11 protein-coding genes are annotated in these 14,166 nt (G+C 72.8%); 7 read left to right on the forward strand and 4 right to left on the reverse strand.

What is annotated here, in order from left to right; genetic code table 11:
* The first annotated feature begins 194 nt into the window (after positions 1–194).
* The 4 genes from AC4H2H_RS10815 to AC4H2H_RS10830 all read left to right on the forward strand — a co-directional run bounded on the left by AC4H2H_RS10815 (position 195) and on the right by AC4H2H_RS10830 (position 6,592).
* Positions 195–2,204: a glycosyltransferase family 2 protein gene (locus AC4H2H_RS10815; RefSeq protein ID WP_494370812.1), complete on the forward strand. Its 2,010-nt coding sequence runs from the start codon at positions 195–197 to the stop codon at positions 2,202–2,204.
* Entirely contained in the window at positions 2,201–2,932 is a 732-nt protein-coding gene (locus AC4H2H_RS10820; RefSeq protein WP_494370813.1) for an efflux RND transporter periplasmic adaptor subunit, read from the forward strand. The genes AC4H2H_RS10815 and AC4H2H_RS10820 overlap by 4 nt, the downstream gene beginning before the upstream one ends.
* A 20-nt stretch (positions 2,933–2,952) precedes the next feature.
* A complete protein-coding gene (locus AC4H2H_RS10825; protein WP_494370814.1) occupies positions 2,953–5,097 on the forward strand; it encodes a glycosyl hydrolase in 2,145 nt (714 codons plus the stop codon).
* Between the two features lie 121 nt (positions 5,098–5,218).
* Entirely contained in the window at positions 5,219–6,592 is a 1,374-nt protein-coding gene (locus tag AC4H2H_RS10830; protein ID WP_494370815.1) for a uracil-xanthine permease family protein, read from the forward strand.
* An 88-nt stretch (positions 6,593–6,680) separates the two neighbouring features.
* Here AC4H2H_RS10830 and AC4H2H_RS10835 read toward each other — a convergent pair whose 3' ends face one another.
* The 4 genes from AC4H2H_RS10835 to AC4H2H_RS10850 all read right to left on the reverse strand — a co-directional run bounded on the left by AC4H2H_RS10835 (position 6,681) and on the right by AC4H2H_RS10850 (position 9,574).
* A complete protein-coding gene (locus tag AC4H2H_RS10835) occupies positions 6,681–7,547 on the reverse strand; it encodes a type IV toxin-antitoxin system AbiEi family antitoxin domain-containing protein (protein WP_494370816.1) in 867 nt (288 codons plus the stop codon).
* Positions 7,548–7,922: 375 nt separating this feature from the next.
* Positions 7,923–8,549, reverse strand: coding sequence for a GNAT family N-acetyltransferase (locus AC4H2H_RS10840; RefSeq protein ID WP_494370817.1), 627 nt, complete (start codon positions 8,547–8,549; stop codon positions 7,923–7,925).
* A 52-nt stretch (positions 8,550–8,601) separates the two neighbouring features.
* A complete protein-coding gene (locus tag AC4H2H_RS10845) occupies positions 8,602–9,252 on the reverse strand; it encodes a LytR C-terminal domain-containing protein (protein WP_494370818.1) in 651 nt (216 codons plus the stop codon).
* A gap of 25 nt (positions 9,253–9,277) precedes the next feature.
* Positions 9,278–9,574: a type II toxin-antitoxin system VapB family antitoxin gene (locus AC4H2H_RS10850; RefSeq protein WP_494370819.1), complete on the reverse strand. Its 297-nt coding sequence runs from the start codon at positions 9,572–9,574 to the stop codon at positions 9,278–9,280.
* Positions 9,575–9,952: 378 nt separating this feature from the next.
* On the opposite strand from AC4H2H_RS10850, the gene AC4H2H_RS10855 reads away from it, so the two are divergent.
* Genes AC4H2H_RS10855 through kdpB form a run of 3 tightly spaced genes read left to right on the forward strand, consistent with a single transcriptional unit; the run spans position 9,953 to position 14,158 of the window.
* On the forward strand, positions 9,953–10,045 hold the full coding sequence (locus tag AC4H2H_RS10855) for a potassium-transporting ATPase subunit F (RefSeq protein WP_494370820.1): 93 nt from the start codon (positions 9,953–9,955) through the stop codon (positions 10,043–10,045).
* A gap of 28 nt (positions 10,046–10,073) precedes the next feature.
* Entirely contained in the window at positions 10,074–11,732 is a 1,659-nt protein-coding gene (gene kdpA / locus AC4H2H_RS10860; protein ID WP_494370854.1) for a potassium-transporting ATPase subunit KdpA, read from the forward strand.
* Positions 11,729–14,158 carry a potassium-transporting ATPase subunit KdpB gene (kdpB, locus tag AC4H2H_RS10865; RefSeq protein ID WP_494370821.1) on the forward strand — a complete coding sequence of 810 codons (2,430 nt, stop codon included), beginning with the start codon at positions 11,729–11,731 and terminating at the stop codon, positions 14,156–14,158. Before kdpA ends, kdpB begins: the two co-directional genes overlap by 4 nt.
* Positions 14,159–14,166: the final 8 nt, after the last annotated feature.

Consider the following 14,166-nt stretch of genomic DNA (forward strand, 5'->3'; position numbering starts at 1 on the left):
CTCGGGAACACCGATCTCCCCGCACCGCGGGGCCCAGCACGCACGACACAGCACACGCGCACCTCTCACGACGCCGACGATGTCGCCGCACCCGGGCACCCAGGTCCGGACGGGCAGCAGTCCGCCGTGACCTCGACCCGTCTCTCGATCTCCCGCGTCCAGCGACGCGAACCCGACGAGAAGCGAGGACTGCGATGGCCGTCTCCGAGTTCGACCGCCTGGTCGTCACGCCCCGCCGCACGCAGTACGTGCGCCCCGCACCGTTCGGCCCGCGTGCCGAGCCCGACCGCCCGACCGGCCCGCCGCGCGACGAGAACTCCGCGGCACGTTCGCCGTCGCTCGTCATGATCATGCTGCTCGCGACGCTCGGCGTGGTCGCGTACGCGGTGTTCCTGCTCGACCCCGCCAACCGCGGCGACGCGCTCCCGTACGTCATGGTCATCACGGCGGAGTCCGTGCTCGTCGCGCAGGCGCTCCTCGCGATGTGGACCGTGCTGTCCAGCGGGCACGACCCGCGCGGCTTCTCGTTCCACCACGCGAAGGACCGCCTGTTCGACGTCCCCGAGATCATCCGCGACGGCGCCGAGGACGACCCGACCCGCTGGAACCTCTACCTGCACGACCAGCCCGTCACGATCGACGTCCTCGTCACCACCTACGGCGAGGACGTCGACACCGTCGCGCCCACCGTGCGGGCCGCCGTCGCGATGCGCGGCACCCACCGAACGTGGGTGCTCGACGACGGCCGGTCCGACGACGTCCGCGACCTCGCCGCCCAGCTCGGCGCGCGCTACGTGCGCCGCCTGTCGGGCAACGGCGCGAAGGCCGGCAACGTCAACCACGCGCTCGCCATCGCGAAGGGCGACTACTTCGTCATCCTCGATGCCGACTTCGTGGCCCGGCCCGAGTTCCTCGTCGAGACGGTCCCGTTCTTCGTCAAGGACGACGTCGCGTTCGTCCAGACGCCGCAGACGTACGGCAACCTCGACAACCTCATCTCGCGCGGCGCCGGGTACATGCAGGCCGTGTTCTACCGGTTCGTCCAGCCGGGCCGCAACCGCTTCAACGCCGCGTTCTGCGTCGGCACCAACGTGATCTTCCGCCGGGCCGCGATCGACGACATCGGCGGCATGCACACCGACTCCAAGTCCGAGGACGTCTGGACGTCGCTCATGCTCCACGAGCGCGGGTGGAAGACGGTCTACATCCCCACGACGCTCGCCGTCGGCGACACCCCAGAGACCGTCGAGGCCTACACGAAGCAGCAGCTGCGCTGGGCGACCGGCGGGTTCGAGATCCTCTTCCAGCACAACCCGCTCAGCCCGCGCCGCAACCTCACGCTCGACCAGCGCCTGCAGTACACCGTCACCGCGACGCACTACCTCGCGGGCATCGCGCCGCTCGTCCTGCTGCTCGTACCCCCGCTGCAGATCTATCTGGACCTCACGCCCATGAACCTCACCATCTCGTGGGGGACGTGGCTCCTCTACTACGCCGGGTTCTACGTCCTGCAGATCGCCATCGCGTTCTTCACGCTCGGCTCGTTCCGCTGGGAGGTGCTCATGCTCGCGTCCGTCTCGTTCCCCATCTACACGAGAGCCCTGTGGAACGCCCTGACCGGCAAGGAGCAGGCGTGGCACGTGACGGGGAGCAAGGGCAAGGTCACGTCGCCGTTCAACTACATGATGCCGCAGGTGTTGTTCTTCGCCTTCCTGCTCATCACGTCGGCCGTCGGCATCTGGAAGGGCTGGGGCGACCCGATGCCGAGCCTCGCGCTCGCGTGGAACGTCACGAACACGCTGATCCTCGGGGCCTTCGTCGTGACGGCGTTCCGGGAGTCGCGGGCTGCGTCGCGGGCGGGTCGCCTTCGGCGCCGGGGAGGGGCGGCCGCGCCGGGTCTACCATCCGGCGCCTCGTCCCTCGGCGCCTCCCGCCAGACCCGCCACGACCCGGCGCAGCCGCCCCTCCCCGCCGCCTCGATGTCGGGTCACCCTGGCGAGGCGTCGGCCTCGGTCGCCACCGGCAAGGGTGAGGTCGCCGCTGAGCGAGGGCGGGGAGAGGGTCGTGCGGCCCGTCGTGGTCGGGCCTGGCGGGAGGCCGAGGAACGAGGCCGGATGGAGACGGGCCGCACGACCCTCTCCCCGACCTCGCGGACCCGCACCGTACCCGCACCCACGATCGAGCCAGCCGGAGGTGTCGCATGACCTGGTCGAACCGATTCCGACTCGTCGCCGGGCTGCTCGTGGTGCTGCTCGTGTGCGCCGCGCTGACGCTCGTCATGAACCGGCGCCTGAGCCAGGCGACGAGCTCCACCGCGACGATCCGGGCCGAGGTGCTCGACGTCGGCAGCGACTACGCGGGGACCGTCACCGCGGCGGAGATCGCCGAGGGCGACGAGGTGTCCGCGGGGGACCCGCTGGTCACGGTGAGCAGCATGACGCTGCAGCACGACATCGCGCTCGGCCTCGTCACGGCGGACACGTCGGCCTACGAGGTGACGCCTGACGGGACGATCACGCTCGTCGCCCCGTACGACGGCGTCGTCACCGAGGTCACGGCGCGAGAGGGCGGCTTCGTGCAGGCGGGCGAGGTGCTCGCGTCGTTGGAGCGCGCGGACTCGCTGTTCGTCGACGCGCGGCTCACGCTCGACCCGAGCGACTTCGCGCGGGTCCGGCAGGGTGCCGAGGTCACGGTCGTGCTGCCGAACCAGGCGGAGGTCGCGGGCGAGGTCGCGTCGATCTCCGTGCAGAACACCGACAACCAGGCGGAGGCCACCGTGGAGATCACGAGCGACGGGTTGGAGCGAGGGTCGGAGCACGGCCTCGTCGCGTCGGGCACCCCCGTCACGGCGAGCATCGAGCTCCACGACGACGGCGTGCTCACGGGCGTCAACGAGACGTTCGGGCAGTTCCTGCGGAAGGTCGGGCTGTGACCGCCTCGCGAGGTCGACCCGTGCGTCGCGACGTCGACCCACCGAAGGTCGATCTCGAGCGCTCGGGTCAATCTCGCGGGTGGGTGCTCGTGACGGTCCTGGCGTCGGCGGCCCTGGTCGCCGGGTGCGGGCTGTTCGCCTCGGAGGCGTCACCCGGGGCGACGGGCTCGCCCGGGGCGGGCGCCGCCGTCGTGCACCCCGACGCCGACCGGACGGGCACCGCGCCCGACGTGGACCCGTCGATCCTGCCGCAGGATTCCGTCAAGGCGATGCCGCCCACCCGCCTCGCCGACGGGCTCGTACCGCCGACGAACCGCTGGTTCTCGGGGCTGGTCTTCGGCGACGAGCCGCTCCCGGTGTTCCCCGTGCCGCTCGCGTTCGGCGTCATGGACGGCGGCTTCGCGTTCGGGCTGCCGGACGTCGAGGTCACCGAGCAGTCGATCCTCGGCCCGTTCGTGCCGCAGGTCGGCGTGGACGTGGGGGCGGCGTCGGTCGTCGTCTCGGCGTACGACACGGCGTCGGTCACGCTCGACCTGCTCGACGACGGGGGCGAGCTCCTCGGCAGCGTCACCCTCGTCGAGGGGTCGCCCGTGCTGCGCTACACGGCGGCCACGGACCAGACCGCGACGCTCACCCAGGCGTTCGTGGCGGCCGACGGCGTCGCCGTCGCCGAGGCGGGCGGGCGCGAGTACGTGCTCGTCGGGCCGGGCGGCCCAGCCCGCGGGGAGCCGGTGCTCGCCGACGGCGGGCGGGGGGTCGCGCTCGCGGCCGACGAGTCCGTCGCGTGGTTCCCCGTGCCCGACGACGCCCCGGACGGCGCGGTCGCGACGCTCGCCGAGGCGGCGGCCACCCCGGTCACGGGCACGTCCCTCGCCTACGGCGTGGCGGACGACGCCGTCACCACGGCGATCACCTACGAGACCGGGGACGGCGCCGCGGCGACCGTCGTCGTGCGCCTGCCGCACCAGCGCGAGAGCCGAGCCACGTGCGACCTTGGCACGTACGCGACCGTGCGCGGGACCGTCGACGTGTGCACGGCGAGCACGCTCGCGTGGGCGAGCCCCGCCGTCGCTCCGGCCGGGACGCTCGACGTGACCGGGCTGGGGGAGCAGGAGAAGGCCGAGCTCACGGACCAGGTGCGGGCCGACGTCGCGGCTCGTGAACCGCTGCCGTCCGACACCTACTTCGGCGGCAAGGCCCTCGCCCGCGACGCCAACCTGCTCTGGCTCGCCGAGCAGCTCGGGCTCGACGACGTCGCGGCGCCGCTGCGCGAGGACCTCGCCGCCGCGCTGCGCGAGTGGGCCGAGCCCGACGGCTGCGAGGCGCGCGACGCGCGGTGCTTCGTCTACGACCCGGCGGTGCGCGGCGTCGTCGGCAGGACGCCGTCGTTCGGCTCGGACGAGTTCAACGACCACCACTTCCACTACGGCTACTTCCTGTACGCCGCGGGCGTGCTCGCCGCAGACGACCCGGCGCTGGCCGACGACCTCGCTCCCGTCCTGGACCTGCTCGCGGCGGACGTCGCGGCGGGCGCCGGCAGCGCGGACTTTCCCGAGCTGCGCGCGTTCGACGCCTATGCAGGCCACTCGTGGGCGTCCGGCTACTCGCCGTTCGCGGACGGGAACAACCAGGAGTCGGCGTCCGAGGCGGTGTCCGCGTGGAACGGGCTCGCGCTGTGGGCGGCGGCGTCGGGGAACGACGGGCTCGAGGGGCAGGCACGCTGGCTGCTGTCCGCCGAGGCGGCGTCGGCGAAGGCGTACTGGACGGACTTCGACCGCGACGACCCGGCGTACGAGGGGTTCGACCACACCGTGACGTCGCTCGTGTGGGGCGGCAAGCGCGACTGGGCCACGTGGTTCAGCCCCGAGCCGAGCGCGATGCTCGGGATCCTCGTGCTCCCGATGCACCCCGTCGCCGAGTACCTCGCGGGAGACCCCGAGCGCATCCGTGCCAACCTCGACGAGGCGCTCGCGGGACCGCGGGACGTCTCGGCGTCGTGGGACGTGATGTTCGGCGACTACCTGCTCATGTACGCGGCGCTCGCCGGGCCGGACGACGCCGCGGCCGCGCTCGACGTCGCACGGTCGCTCCCCGACGAGCGGATCGACGACGGCAGCACGCGCAGCTACCTCCTCGCCTGGCTCCTGACGCACGCGTCGGGCTGACTCTCCTGCCGAACCCGGGGTTGTGCGCCAGCCGAGCCGCCTGGTGGCGCACAACCCCGGGTTCGGCGGGGCACTACCCTGCTCCGGGGGTCTTCACACGAAATTCACGGACGGGAGAGCCATGAGCGCCATCGGCTGGCGGGTGCACGGGAACGGCAAGACGGTCGCTCCGGGGGACGTCGTCGATCCCGACGAGCGGCTGAGCTGGCCGCGGACCATCGGGATCGGCATGCAGCACGTCGTCGCGATGTTCGGCGCGACGTTCCTCGTGCCGCTCATCACCGGGTTCTCGCCCGCGACGACGCTGTTCTTCTCCGCGATCGGCACGGTGGGCTTCCTGCTCATCACGCGCAACCGGCTGCCCAGCTACCTCGGGTCGAGCTTCGCGTTCATCGCGCCGATCGGCGCGGCGACGGCGTCGCAGGGGCAGTCCGTCGCGGTCGGCGGGATCCTCGTCACGGGCCTCGTGCTCGCCGCCGTCGGCGCGATCGTGCACTTCGCCGGTCCGCGCTGGATCGACGTCGTCATGCCGCCCGTCGTCACCGGCACCATCGTCGCCCTCATCGGCTTCAACCTCGCGCCGGCGGCCTGGGGGACGTGCTCGTCGTCCGTGGTGGACGGAGAGATCGTCCAGACGTGCTCGAGCGGCTTCCGGGCCGCGCCCGTGACGGCGACCATCACGCTCGTGTCGATCATCCTCGTCACCGTGCTGTTCAAGGGCATCCTCGGACGGCTGTCGATCCTCGTCGGCGTGATCATCGGCTACGTGGCCGCGATGGTCCAGGGCGAGGTGGACTTCGCTGCCGTGCGCGACGCCGCGTGGTTCGGGCTGCCCGAGTTCGTCACCCCGACGTTCGACATCGCGGTGCTCGGCCTGTTCGTCCCCGTCGTGCTCGTACTCATCGCGGAGAACGTCGGCCACGTGAAGTCGGTCGCCGCGATGACGGGCAAGAACCTCGACGACCTCACCGGCCGCGCCCTGTTCGCCGACGGTCTCGCGACCACGTTCGCCGGCGTCGGCGGTGGGTCCGGCACGACGACGTACGCCGAGAACATCGGTGTCATGGCGGCGACGCGCGTCTACTCCACGGCCGCCTACTGGGTCGCCGCGGCGACCGCGCTCGTGCTCTCGCTCTCCCCGAAGTTCGGCGCACTCATCGCAACGATCCCCGCCGGCGTCCTCGGCGGCGCGACGACGCTGCTCTACGGCATGATCGGCATCCTCGGCGCCCGCATCTGGGTGCAGAACAAGGTCGACTTCTCCGACCCGGTGAACCTCACGACGGCCGCCGTGCCGCTGGTCATCGGCATCGCGAACTTCACGTGGGCCACCGGCGACCTGACCTTCGAGGGCATCGCGCTCGGCACCGCCGCGGCGCTCGTGATCTACCACCTCATGCGCAACATCGCGCGGTGGCGCGGCACGAGCCAGGAGCCCGCCAGCCCGGCGTCGGCCCCGGGCGGAGACGAGCACGCGGTCCACGACGCCCACTGACGACGCCCCGATGCTGAACCCGGGATCTCTCCCCACCCGACGCTCGCTGTGGGGAGAGTTCCGGGGGTCGGGGGATGCCACCGAGTGGTCACACGGCCCGACGACGATCGGCCGACCGCAGCGCCCGACGCACCGTGGTCGCGGCGCGGCCGGGCACACGCGCGTCGGCGAAGGTGAACCGGAGCACTGCCGCGACGTCGGCAGTCACGAGGTCGTTGTGCCGCTCCCGGTCGGCGAACGCCGCGACCGGCGTCCCGTGGAACTCCGCGCCGTCAGCCTCGCCGATCACCCAGCGCCCGTCGTCGATCCGCCAGCCGAGGTCACCACGTCGGTGCCGGCCGCTCGCTCCGACCAGCGGGACCTGCAGGCTGTCGGGCGGGACGCCGCCGTCGGCGCAGTCGAGCCGGACCCACGTCTCGAGGGGTGACTCGGCGCGACCGTCCGCCAGCTCCCACCAGGCGTGGGTCCGCGCGACGCCTCGTCGACCCCGCGCATGGTCGTGAGCCAGCGCCAGCCCCTCCGCGGTGAGCAGCCCGAGGTGGAGCGCTGAGTCCATCACCGACACGGCGTGCGGTCGATCGAGCTCCGGGACGGCCTGCGCCAGCGCCCACTCCGGGCTCGCGACGTACCGGTCGCCCACGCGCACGACCGTCATGCCGTCGTCGAACATGCGTAGCCGGACGCCGTCCCGCGACTCGAGTGCGCGGGCTCCGGGCAGCGTTGCCTGCGGTACGACGCGCGACGGCAGCCCTGTGACGCCGAGCAGCGCGAGCGCGCAGGGCCCCACCGCGATCGCCTCGGGACCGAAGGCGAGCAGCGCCGCCCAGGCCGCTCGTCGGCGCCGGTGGTCAGGTGGCCGCGCGTGCAGGGGCGTGGGGTCGAGGTCGTAGACGCCGGCGGTGATCCGCGACCAGGACCCTGAGCGCACCAGGCGTGTCAGAACGTTGGGACCCACCCCTGATTCTCGGCACTGCCTCGTGCAGACGAGGGACTCCTGCTGGGCCGCGCGAGCACGCAGCGCTCCAGGTACGGGGGAACGTGGGGGCATGGTCCGCATCCCAGCGAACTTCGCCCTCGCTGATGAGCGCTCGGGGGGTGTCTGTGGAAGGGACTCTCGTGTCGTGGGCCTGTGGATGGCGACGACGTCGGACTTCCCTCGCTCACGGACGTTGCCGCCGCGCGCGACGTCGCCCAACCCGTGGTCGATCCTCAGGTTCGCGCGACGGTGGGGAACGCCCCAGGGTTCGGCGCCAACCCGGGGGCTCTCCCCAGAAATCGCCGCGCATGAGGAGCGACCACGGGTTCGGCACCTACCGGGGCGGTCGGCCGGCTAGAGGCGCAGGCCCAGGACGAGGCCCTCGGCCACGTCGAGCCGGCGGAACCCGAGGTGCTCGTAGAAGCCGATCGCGGAGACGTTGTCCGGCGCGACGCCGAGGTGGACGCCCGGGACGCCGTCGGCGCGCAGCGCGTCGAACAGCGTGCCCAGCAGGCGACGGCCGTTCCCCCCGCCCTGCGCTGCAGGCAGCAGGTCGACGTGCAGGTGGGCGGGGTACGCGCCCAGCACGGACGGGTCGGTGAGGCGCGGCTCGTGGATCTGCCGGACGAGCGCCTCGTCGCGCGAGCTCTCGGGGAAGCTCCCGAGCGGGTAGCGGGCGCGCAGCGAGGGCCACCACTCCCGCTCGCAGCGCGCCTCGAACGACGCCGTGTCGTGCGCCCCCAGCACGTAGCCCAGCGCCGTGCCCGCAGCACCCGCACCGCCCCCGTCCTCCACGACGAACGCCAGGTCCGGCTCCAGCGCGAGGTAGGCGCCGAGATACACCTCGCCCAGGAGTCGCGGGTCGGCGTAGAGCGTGGTCGCGTCGGCGCCCGAGGCGCCGGTCCGCAGGCAGATCTCGTAGAGACGGTCGACCTCGGTGGGGTCGGTGGTCCGCGCAGGCCGGATGGGCAGGGGCGTCATGGCTACCGTTCAGGTGTCGCAGGGCTCGGCGGCGCCGAGGTCGGTCGCTCGATCAGCCCTCGGCGGGCGGTACGGGCAGGGCGCGAGGCGTGATCTGCTCGATCGGCACGCACCCTGCGCGGCTCTCGAGCGGAACCTCGCCCGAGAGGCCGACGAGCTCCGGGTCGACGACGTCCTCGAAGTCCGCGCCCACGTAGAGGTCGACCGTCGCGTCCTGGCGCGCGTCGAGTACGAGCCCGGGATCGGGGTAGTGCGCGGCGAGGGTATAGGCGTGGGCGAGGCCTGCCGCCCCGAAGTGGATCTGGGTCCGGGGCGCGGGGTCGGGCTCGTCGTCACCGTCCAGGTCGGGAGCGTTGCCGGTCGAGAGGACCGTGAACCCCCGCGTCGCGAGGACGTCCTGGTTCAGCCGGCCCAGCGGCTCGCCCGTACCGGACGCGTTGAGGACGTTGACCTGGACGTCCACGGCGGGGACCGGGAGCGTCCCCTCGGGCAGGCAGGGGACATCGACGTCCGCGAGGTCGTCCGTGACCTCGGGCGAGGAGAGCGCCCGTTCGAAGGGAGCGTCCACAGCGCCGGTGAAGATGGCCAGGGCCCCCAGTCCGACGACGGCCAGCGCGGCGATGAGCAGCCCGAACACGACGGCCTGACGCTCGTGCATGCGCCGGCGGCGCACGGAGCGCGCGGCGTCCGGTCGGGTGGTCACGCCAGAAACCTACCCGACAGGCCGCTCATCGCACGGTCAGGACGCGGGCGTGCAGGATCGCGCGCTGCTGCAGCGCCGCCCGGACCGCGCGGTGCAGCCCGTCCTCGAGGTAGAGCACCCCCTCGTACTCGACGACGTGCGCGAACAGGTCCCCGTAGAAGGTCGAGTCCTCCGCGAGGAGGGCGTCCAGGCTGAGCGTCCGCTTCGTCGTCACGAGCTCGTCGAGACGCACCTGTCGCGGCGGCACCTCGGCCCAGTCCTTGGCGCTCACCTTGCCGTGGTCCGGGTAGGGGCGCCCGTCACCGACGGCCTTGAAGATCATGCGGCACATCCTAGGTGCCCGACGGCGCGCCTCGCCGCCCGAGCCCGGGTGGCGGTCACGAGGTCGTCACGCCTTCCCCACGAGCGCTCCTCCACCCCTCCGCGACGGCGGCCGCCGTCAGGATCCCGTCAAGGTCGGCCCGGAGGGCGTCAGGGTTCCGTCAGGACACCGCCGCGCGCGGTCGCGGCGGACGTAGAACGGCAAGTACGTGCAGAGCCCGCACGTCGGCCGACGGCCCGGGAGACCGGACCCGGCGGCCGCCCGTCGTCGAGAAGGCGCCCTCACCATGGCCGACCTGGCCTACCTCATCCTCACCGTGGCGTTCTTCGCCGCGGTCGCGCTCGTCGCGCGTCGCCACGGCTCGTCGGGAGGCACCCGATGATGGCCCTGGACTGGATCGCGCTCGTCGCGGTCGTCGGCGTGCTCGGCTACCTCTTCGTCGCGCTCCTGCGCGGCGACCGGATCCGGTGATCGCCTCGTGAACGGAACAGATCCCGTCGTGGTGTGGACCGCCGTCGGGCAGGTCGCGCTGCTCGTGGCCGTCCTCGCGGCCGTCCACCTGCCCCTCGGCGCGTACATGGCTCGCGTCTACACGTCGCCGAAGCACCTGCGGGTCGAGCGCGCCGGGTACCGGGTCGCGCGCGTCGACCCCGACGCCGAGCAGACCTGGAGCACGTACCTGCTCTCGCTCCTCGGCTTCTCGCTCGCGTCGCTCCTGCTGCTGTACGGCCTCGGCCGCCTGCAGGCGCACCTGCCCCTCGACCTCGGGTTCACCGGCCTCGACCCCGCCGGCGCGTGGAACTCCGCCGTCTCCTTCGTGACGAACACGAACTGGCAGTGGTACTCGGGCGAGGCCGCCGCCGGCCACCTGCTCCAGATGGCGGGCTTTGCCGTCCAGAACTTCGTCTCCGCGGCCGTCGGCATGTCCGTCGCGATCGCGCTCGTGCGCGGGTTCTCCCGCTCGGGCACCGACGCGCGGATCGGCAACTTCTGGTCCGACCTCACGCGGTCCGTCGTCCGGGTCCTGCTGCCGATGGCGTTCGTCGCCGCCGTGGTCCTCGTGGCGAACGGCGTGATCCAGAACCTGAACCCCCACACCGCCGTCGAGACGCTCGCCGGCGGCACGCAGCACGTGCTCGGCGGCCCGGTCGCCTCCCAGGAGGCGATCAAGGAGCTCGGCACCAACGGCGGCGGGTTCTTCAACGCGAACTCCGCGCACCCGTTCGAGAACCCGAACCCGTTCACCAACCTGTTCGAGATCTTCCTGCTGCTCGTCATCCCGTTCACGTTGCCGCGCACGTTCGGCCTCATGGTCGGCGACCGCCGCCAGGGCTGGGCGATCCTCGGCGCGATGGGCGGCCTCTTCGCCGTCGCGCTCACGCTCGTGACGTGGGCCGAGCTCGCCGGACCCGGCGCCGCACCCCAGGCCGCGGGCGCGGCCATGGAGGGCAAGGAGACGCGCTTCGGCCTCGCGGCCAGCGCGCTCTTCGCGACCGCCACGACCGGCACGTCGACCGGTGCCGTGAACGCGATGCACGACTCGCTCACCGCACCGGGCGGGGGAGTGGTCCTTTTCAACATGCTCCTGGGCGAGATCGCACCGGGCGGCGTGGGAGCCGGGCTCTACGGGATGCTCGTCCTCGCGATCGTCGCCGTGTTCATCGCCGGCCTCATGGTCGGGCGCACTCCCGAGTACCTCGGCAAGAAGATCGGCCGCCAGGAGATCACGCTCGTCGCCCTGTACATCCTCACGACGCCCGCCGTCGTGCTCGTCGGCACCGCGCTGTCCGTGGTCCTGCCCGCCGGCCTCGCCGGCCAGCAGGAGAGCGGCCCGCACGGCCTGTCCGAGGTCCTGTACGCCTTCGCGTCCGCCGGAAACAACAACGGCTCCGCGTTCGGCGGCCTGACGACCGGCACGCCGTACTACAACACCCTGCTCGGCCTCGCGATGCTCGTCGGCCGGTTCGTGCCCATCGCGCTCGTGCTCGCGCTCGCGGGCCGGCTCGCGTCGCAGAAGGCCGTCCCGGCGTCCGCCGGCACGCTCCCCACCCACCAGCCGCTGTTCGTCGGCCTGCTGGGCACGGTCGCGCTGGTCGTCGTCGGCCTCACCTTCATCCCCGTCCTGTCACTCGGTCCCGTCGTGGAGTCCTTGTCATGAGCAGTTCCCGTTCTCAGTCCGGTTCCTCGTCGCCCGAGACGCGGGTCGCGTCCGGAGAGGCGCTCACCTCCGCGGCCGCCTCCCCGGGAGGGGCGGCGGGTCTGCCCGGCGACCTCGTTCCTCGGCCGCCCGCCAGACCCGCCACGACCCGCCACCCCTCCCGGTCCGGCGGCCGCTCGTCCGTCGCCGTCGCCGGCCGCATCGGCGTGCCCCGCGGCACCGAGCAGTCCGGTGCGCAGGTTGCCGACGGCGGTGGGCAGGTTGGCGGTTCGCTGCCCGACGGCGGTGGTCGGCCGGGCGGTGCCGTGCCCGACGGCGGTGGTCGGCCTGCGCGGGCGCTCACCGGGGCGCAGGTGCGGGCGGCGCTGCCGTCCGCGCTGCGCAAGCTGGACCCGCGGGAGCTGTACCGGTCGCCGGTGCTGTTCGTGGTCGAGCTCGGTGCCGTCGCGACGACGGTCCTCGCGGTCGTCGAGCCGTCCGCCTTCGCGTGGTGGATCACCGCCTGGCTGTGGGCGACGGTGCTGTTCGCGACGCTCGCCGAGTCGGTCGCGGAGGCGCGTGGCAAGGCGCAGGCGTCGAGCCTGCGCGCGACGCAGAAGAGCACGACCGCCCGCAAGGTCGACGCGCCCGTCGCCACGCTGGAGCACGGCACCGGGCTGCACCTGCTGCCCACGGTGGACGTGCCGTCGTCGCGGCTCGCGGTCGGGGACGTCGTCGTGGTCGAGGCCGGGGAGACGATCCCCGGTGACGGCGACGTCATCGAGGGCGTCGCGTCGGTGGACGAGTCCGCGATCACGGGCGAGTCCGCCCCGGTGATCCGCGAGTCCGGCGGCGACCGCTCCGCCGTGACGGGCGGGACGACCGTGCTGTCCGACCGGATCGTCGTGCGCATCACGGCGCCTGCGGGGCACACGTTCGTCGACCGGATGATCGCGCTCGTCGAGGGCAGCGAGCGCCAGCGCACGCCGAACGAGATCGCGCTGAACATCCTCCTCACGTCGCTGACGATCGTGTTCGTCCTGGCCGTCGCGACGCTCCAGCCGTTCGCCGCGTACTCGGGCGCGAAGCAGTCGCTCGTCGTGCTCGTCGCGCTGCTGGTGTGCCTCATCCCGACGACGATCGGGGCGCTCCTGTCCGCGATCGGCATCGCGGGCATGGACCGGCTCGTGCGGCGCAACGTGCTCGCGATGTCGGGCCGGGCCGTCGAGGCGGCAGGCGACGTGGACGTGCTGCTGCTCGACAAGACGGGCACGATCACGCACGGCAACCGGTTCGCCACCGAGGTGCTGCCGGTCGGCCACGTGAGCGGCGCCGAGCTCGCGGACGCCGCGCGCCTCGCCTCGCTCGCGGACGAGACGCCGGAGGGCCGCAGCATCGTCGACCTCGTCGACTCGATGCGCGCGCAGTCCCGTGCCGGCGGGTCCGGCCTGGAGCGGGACCCGGCCGGGGGGCTGCCCATCCCGTTCACCGCGCAGACGCGCATGTCGGGCGTCGACCTCCCGCTCGAGGACGGTGCGACGCGGCGCCTGCGCAAGGGCGCCGGCTCGGCCGTGCAGCGGTGGGTGCACTCGACGGGCGGGGCCGCGACCGGCCCCGAGGCCGACGAGCTCGCGGCGCACGTGGAGACCGTGAGCGGTCAGGGCGGCACGCCGCTCGTCGTCGCCGAGCAGGTGGGCGACGGACCGGCGCGGGTCCTCGGTGTCGTCCGGCTCAAGGACGTCGTCAAGGAGGGCCTGCGCGAGCGGTTCGACCAGCTGCGCGCGATGGGCATCCGCAGCGTCATGGTGACGGGCGACAACGCGATCACCGCGCGCGCGATCGCCGCCGAGGCGGGCGTCGACGACGTCCTCGCGGAGGCGACGCCCGAGGACAAGCTCGCGCTCATCCGGCGCGAGCAGGAGGGCGGCCGTCTCGTCGCGATGGCCGGTGACGGCACGAACGACGCGCCCGCGCTCGCGCAGGCGGACGTCGGGGTCGCGATGAACACCGGGACCACCGCCGCGAAGGAGGCGGGGAACATGGTGGACCTCGACTCGAACCCGACGAAGCTCCTCGAGATCGTCGAGATCGGCAAGCAGCTCCTCATCACGCGCGGCGCCCTCACGACGTTCTCGGTGGCGAACGACGTCGCGAAGTACTTTGCGATCCTGCCGGCCATGTTCGTCGGGGTCTTCCCGGCCCTGGACGTGCTCAACGTCATGCGGCTGTCGAGCCCCGAGTCCGCGATCCTCTCCGCGGTGATCTTCAACGCGCTGGTCATCGTCGCGCTCGTCCCGCTCGCGCTGCGCGGCGTGCGGTACCGCCCGTCCTCCGCCTCCGCGCTCCTGCAGCGCAACCTCCTGATCTACGGGATCGGTGGGCTGGTCGCGCCGTTCGTCGGCATCAAGCTCATCGACCTCGTCGTCTCGCTCGTCCCGGGCCTGTGAGCCGGGTG

It is taken from the genome of Cellulosimicrobium sp. BMG9.22, from assembly GCF_059159975.1.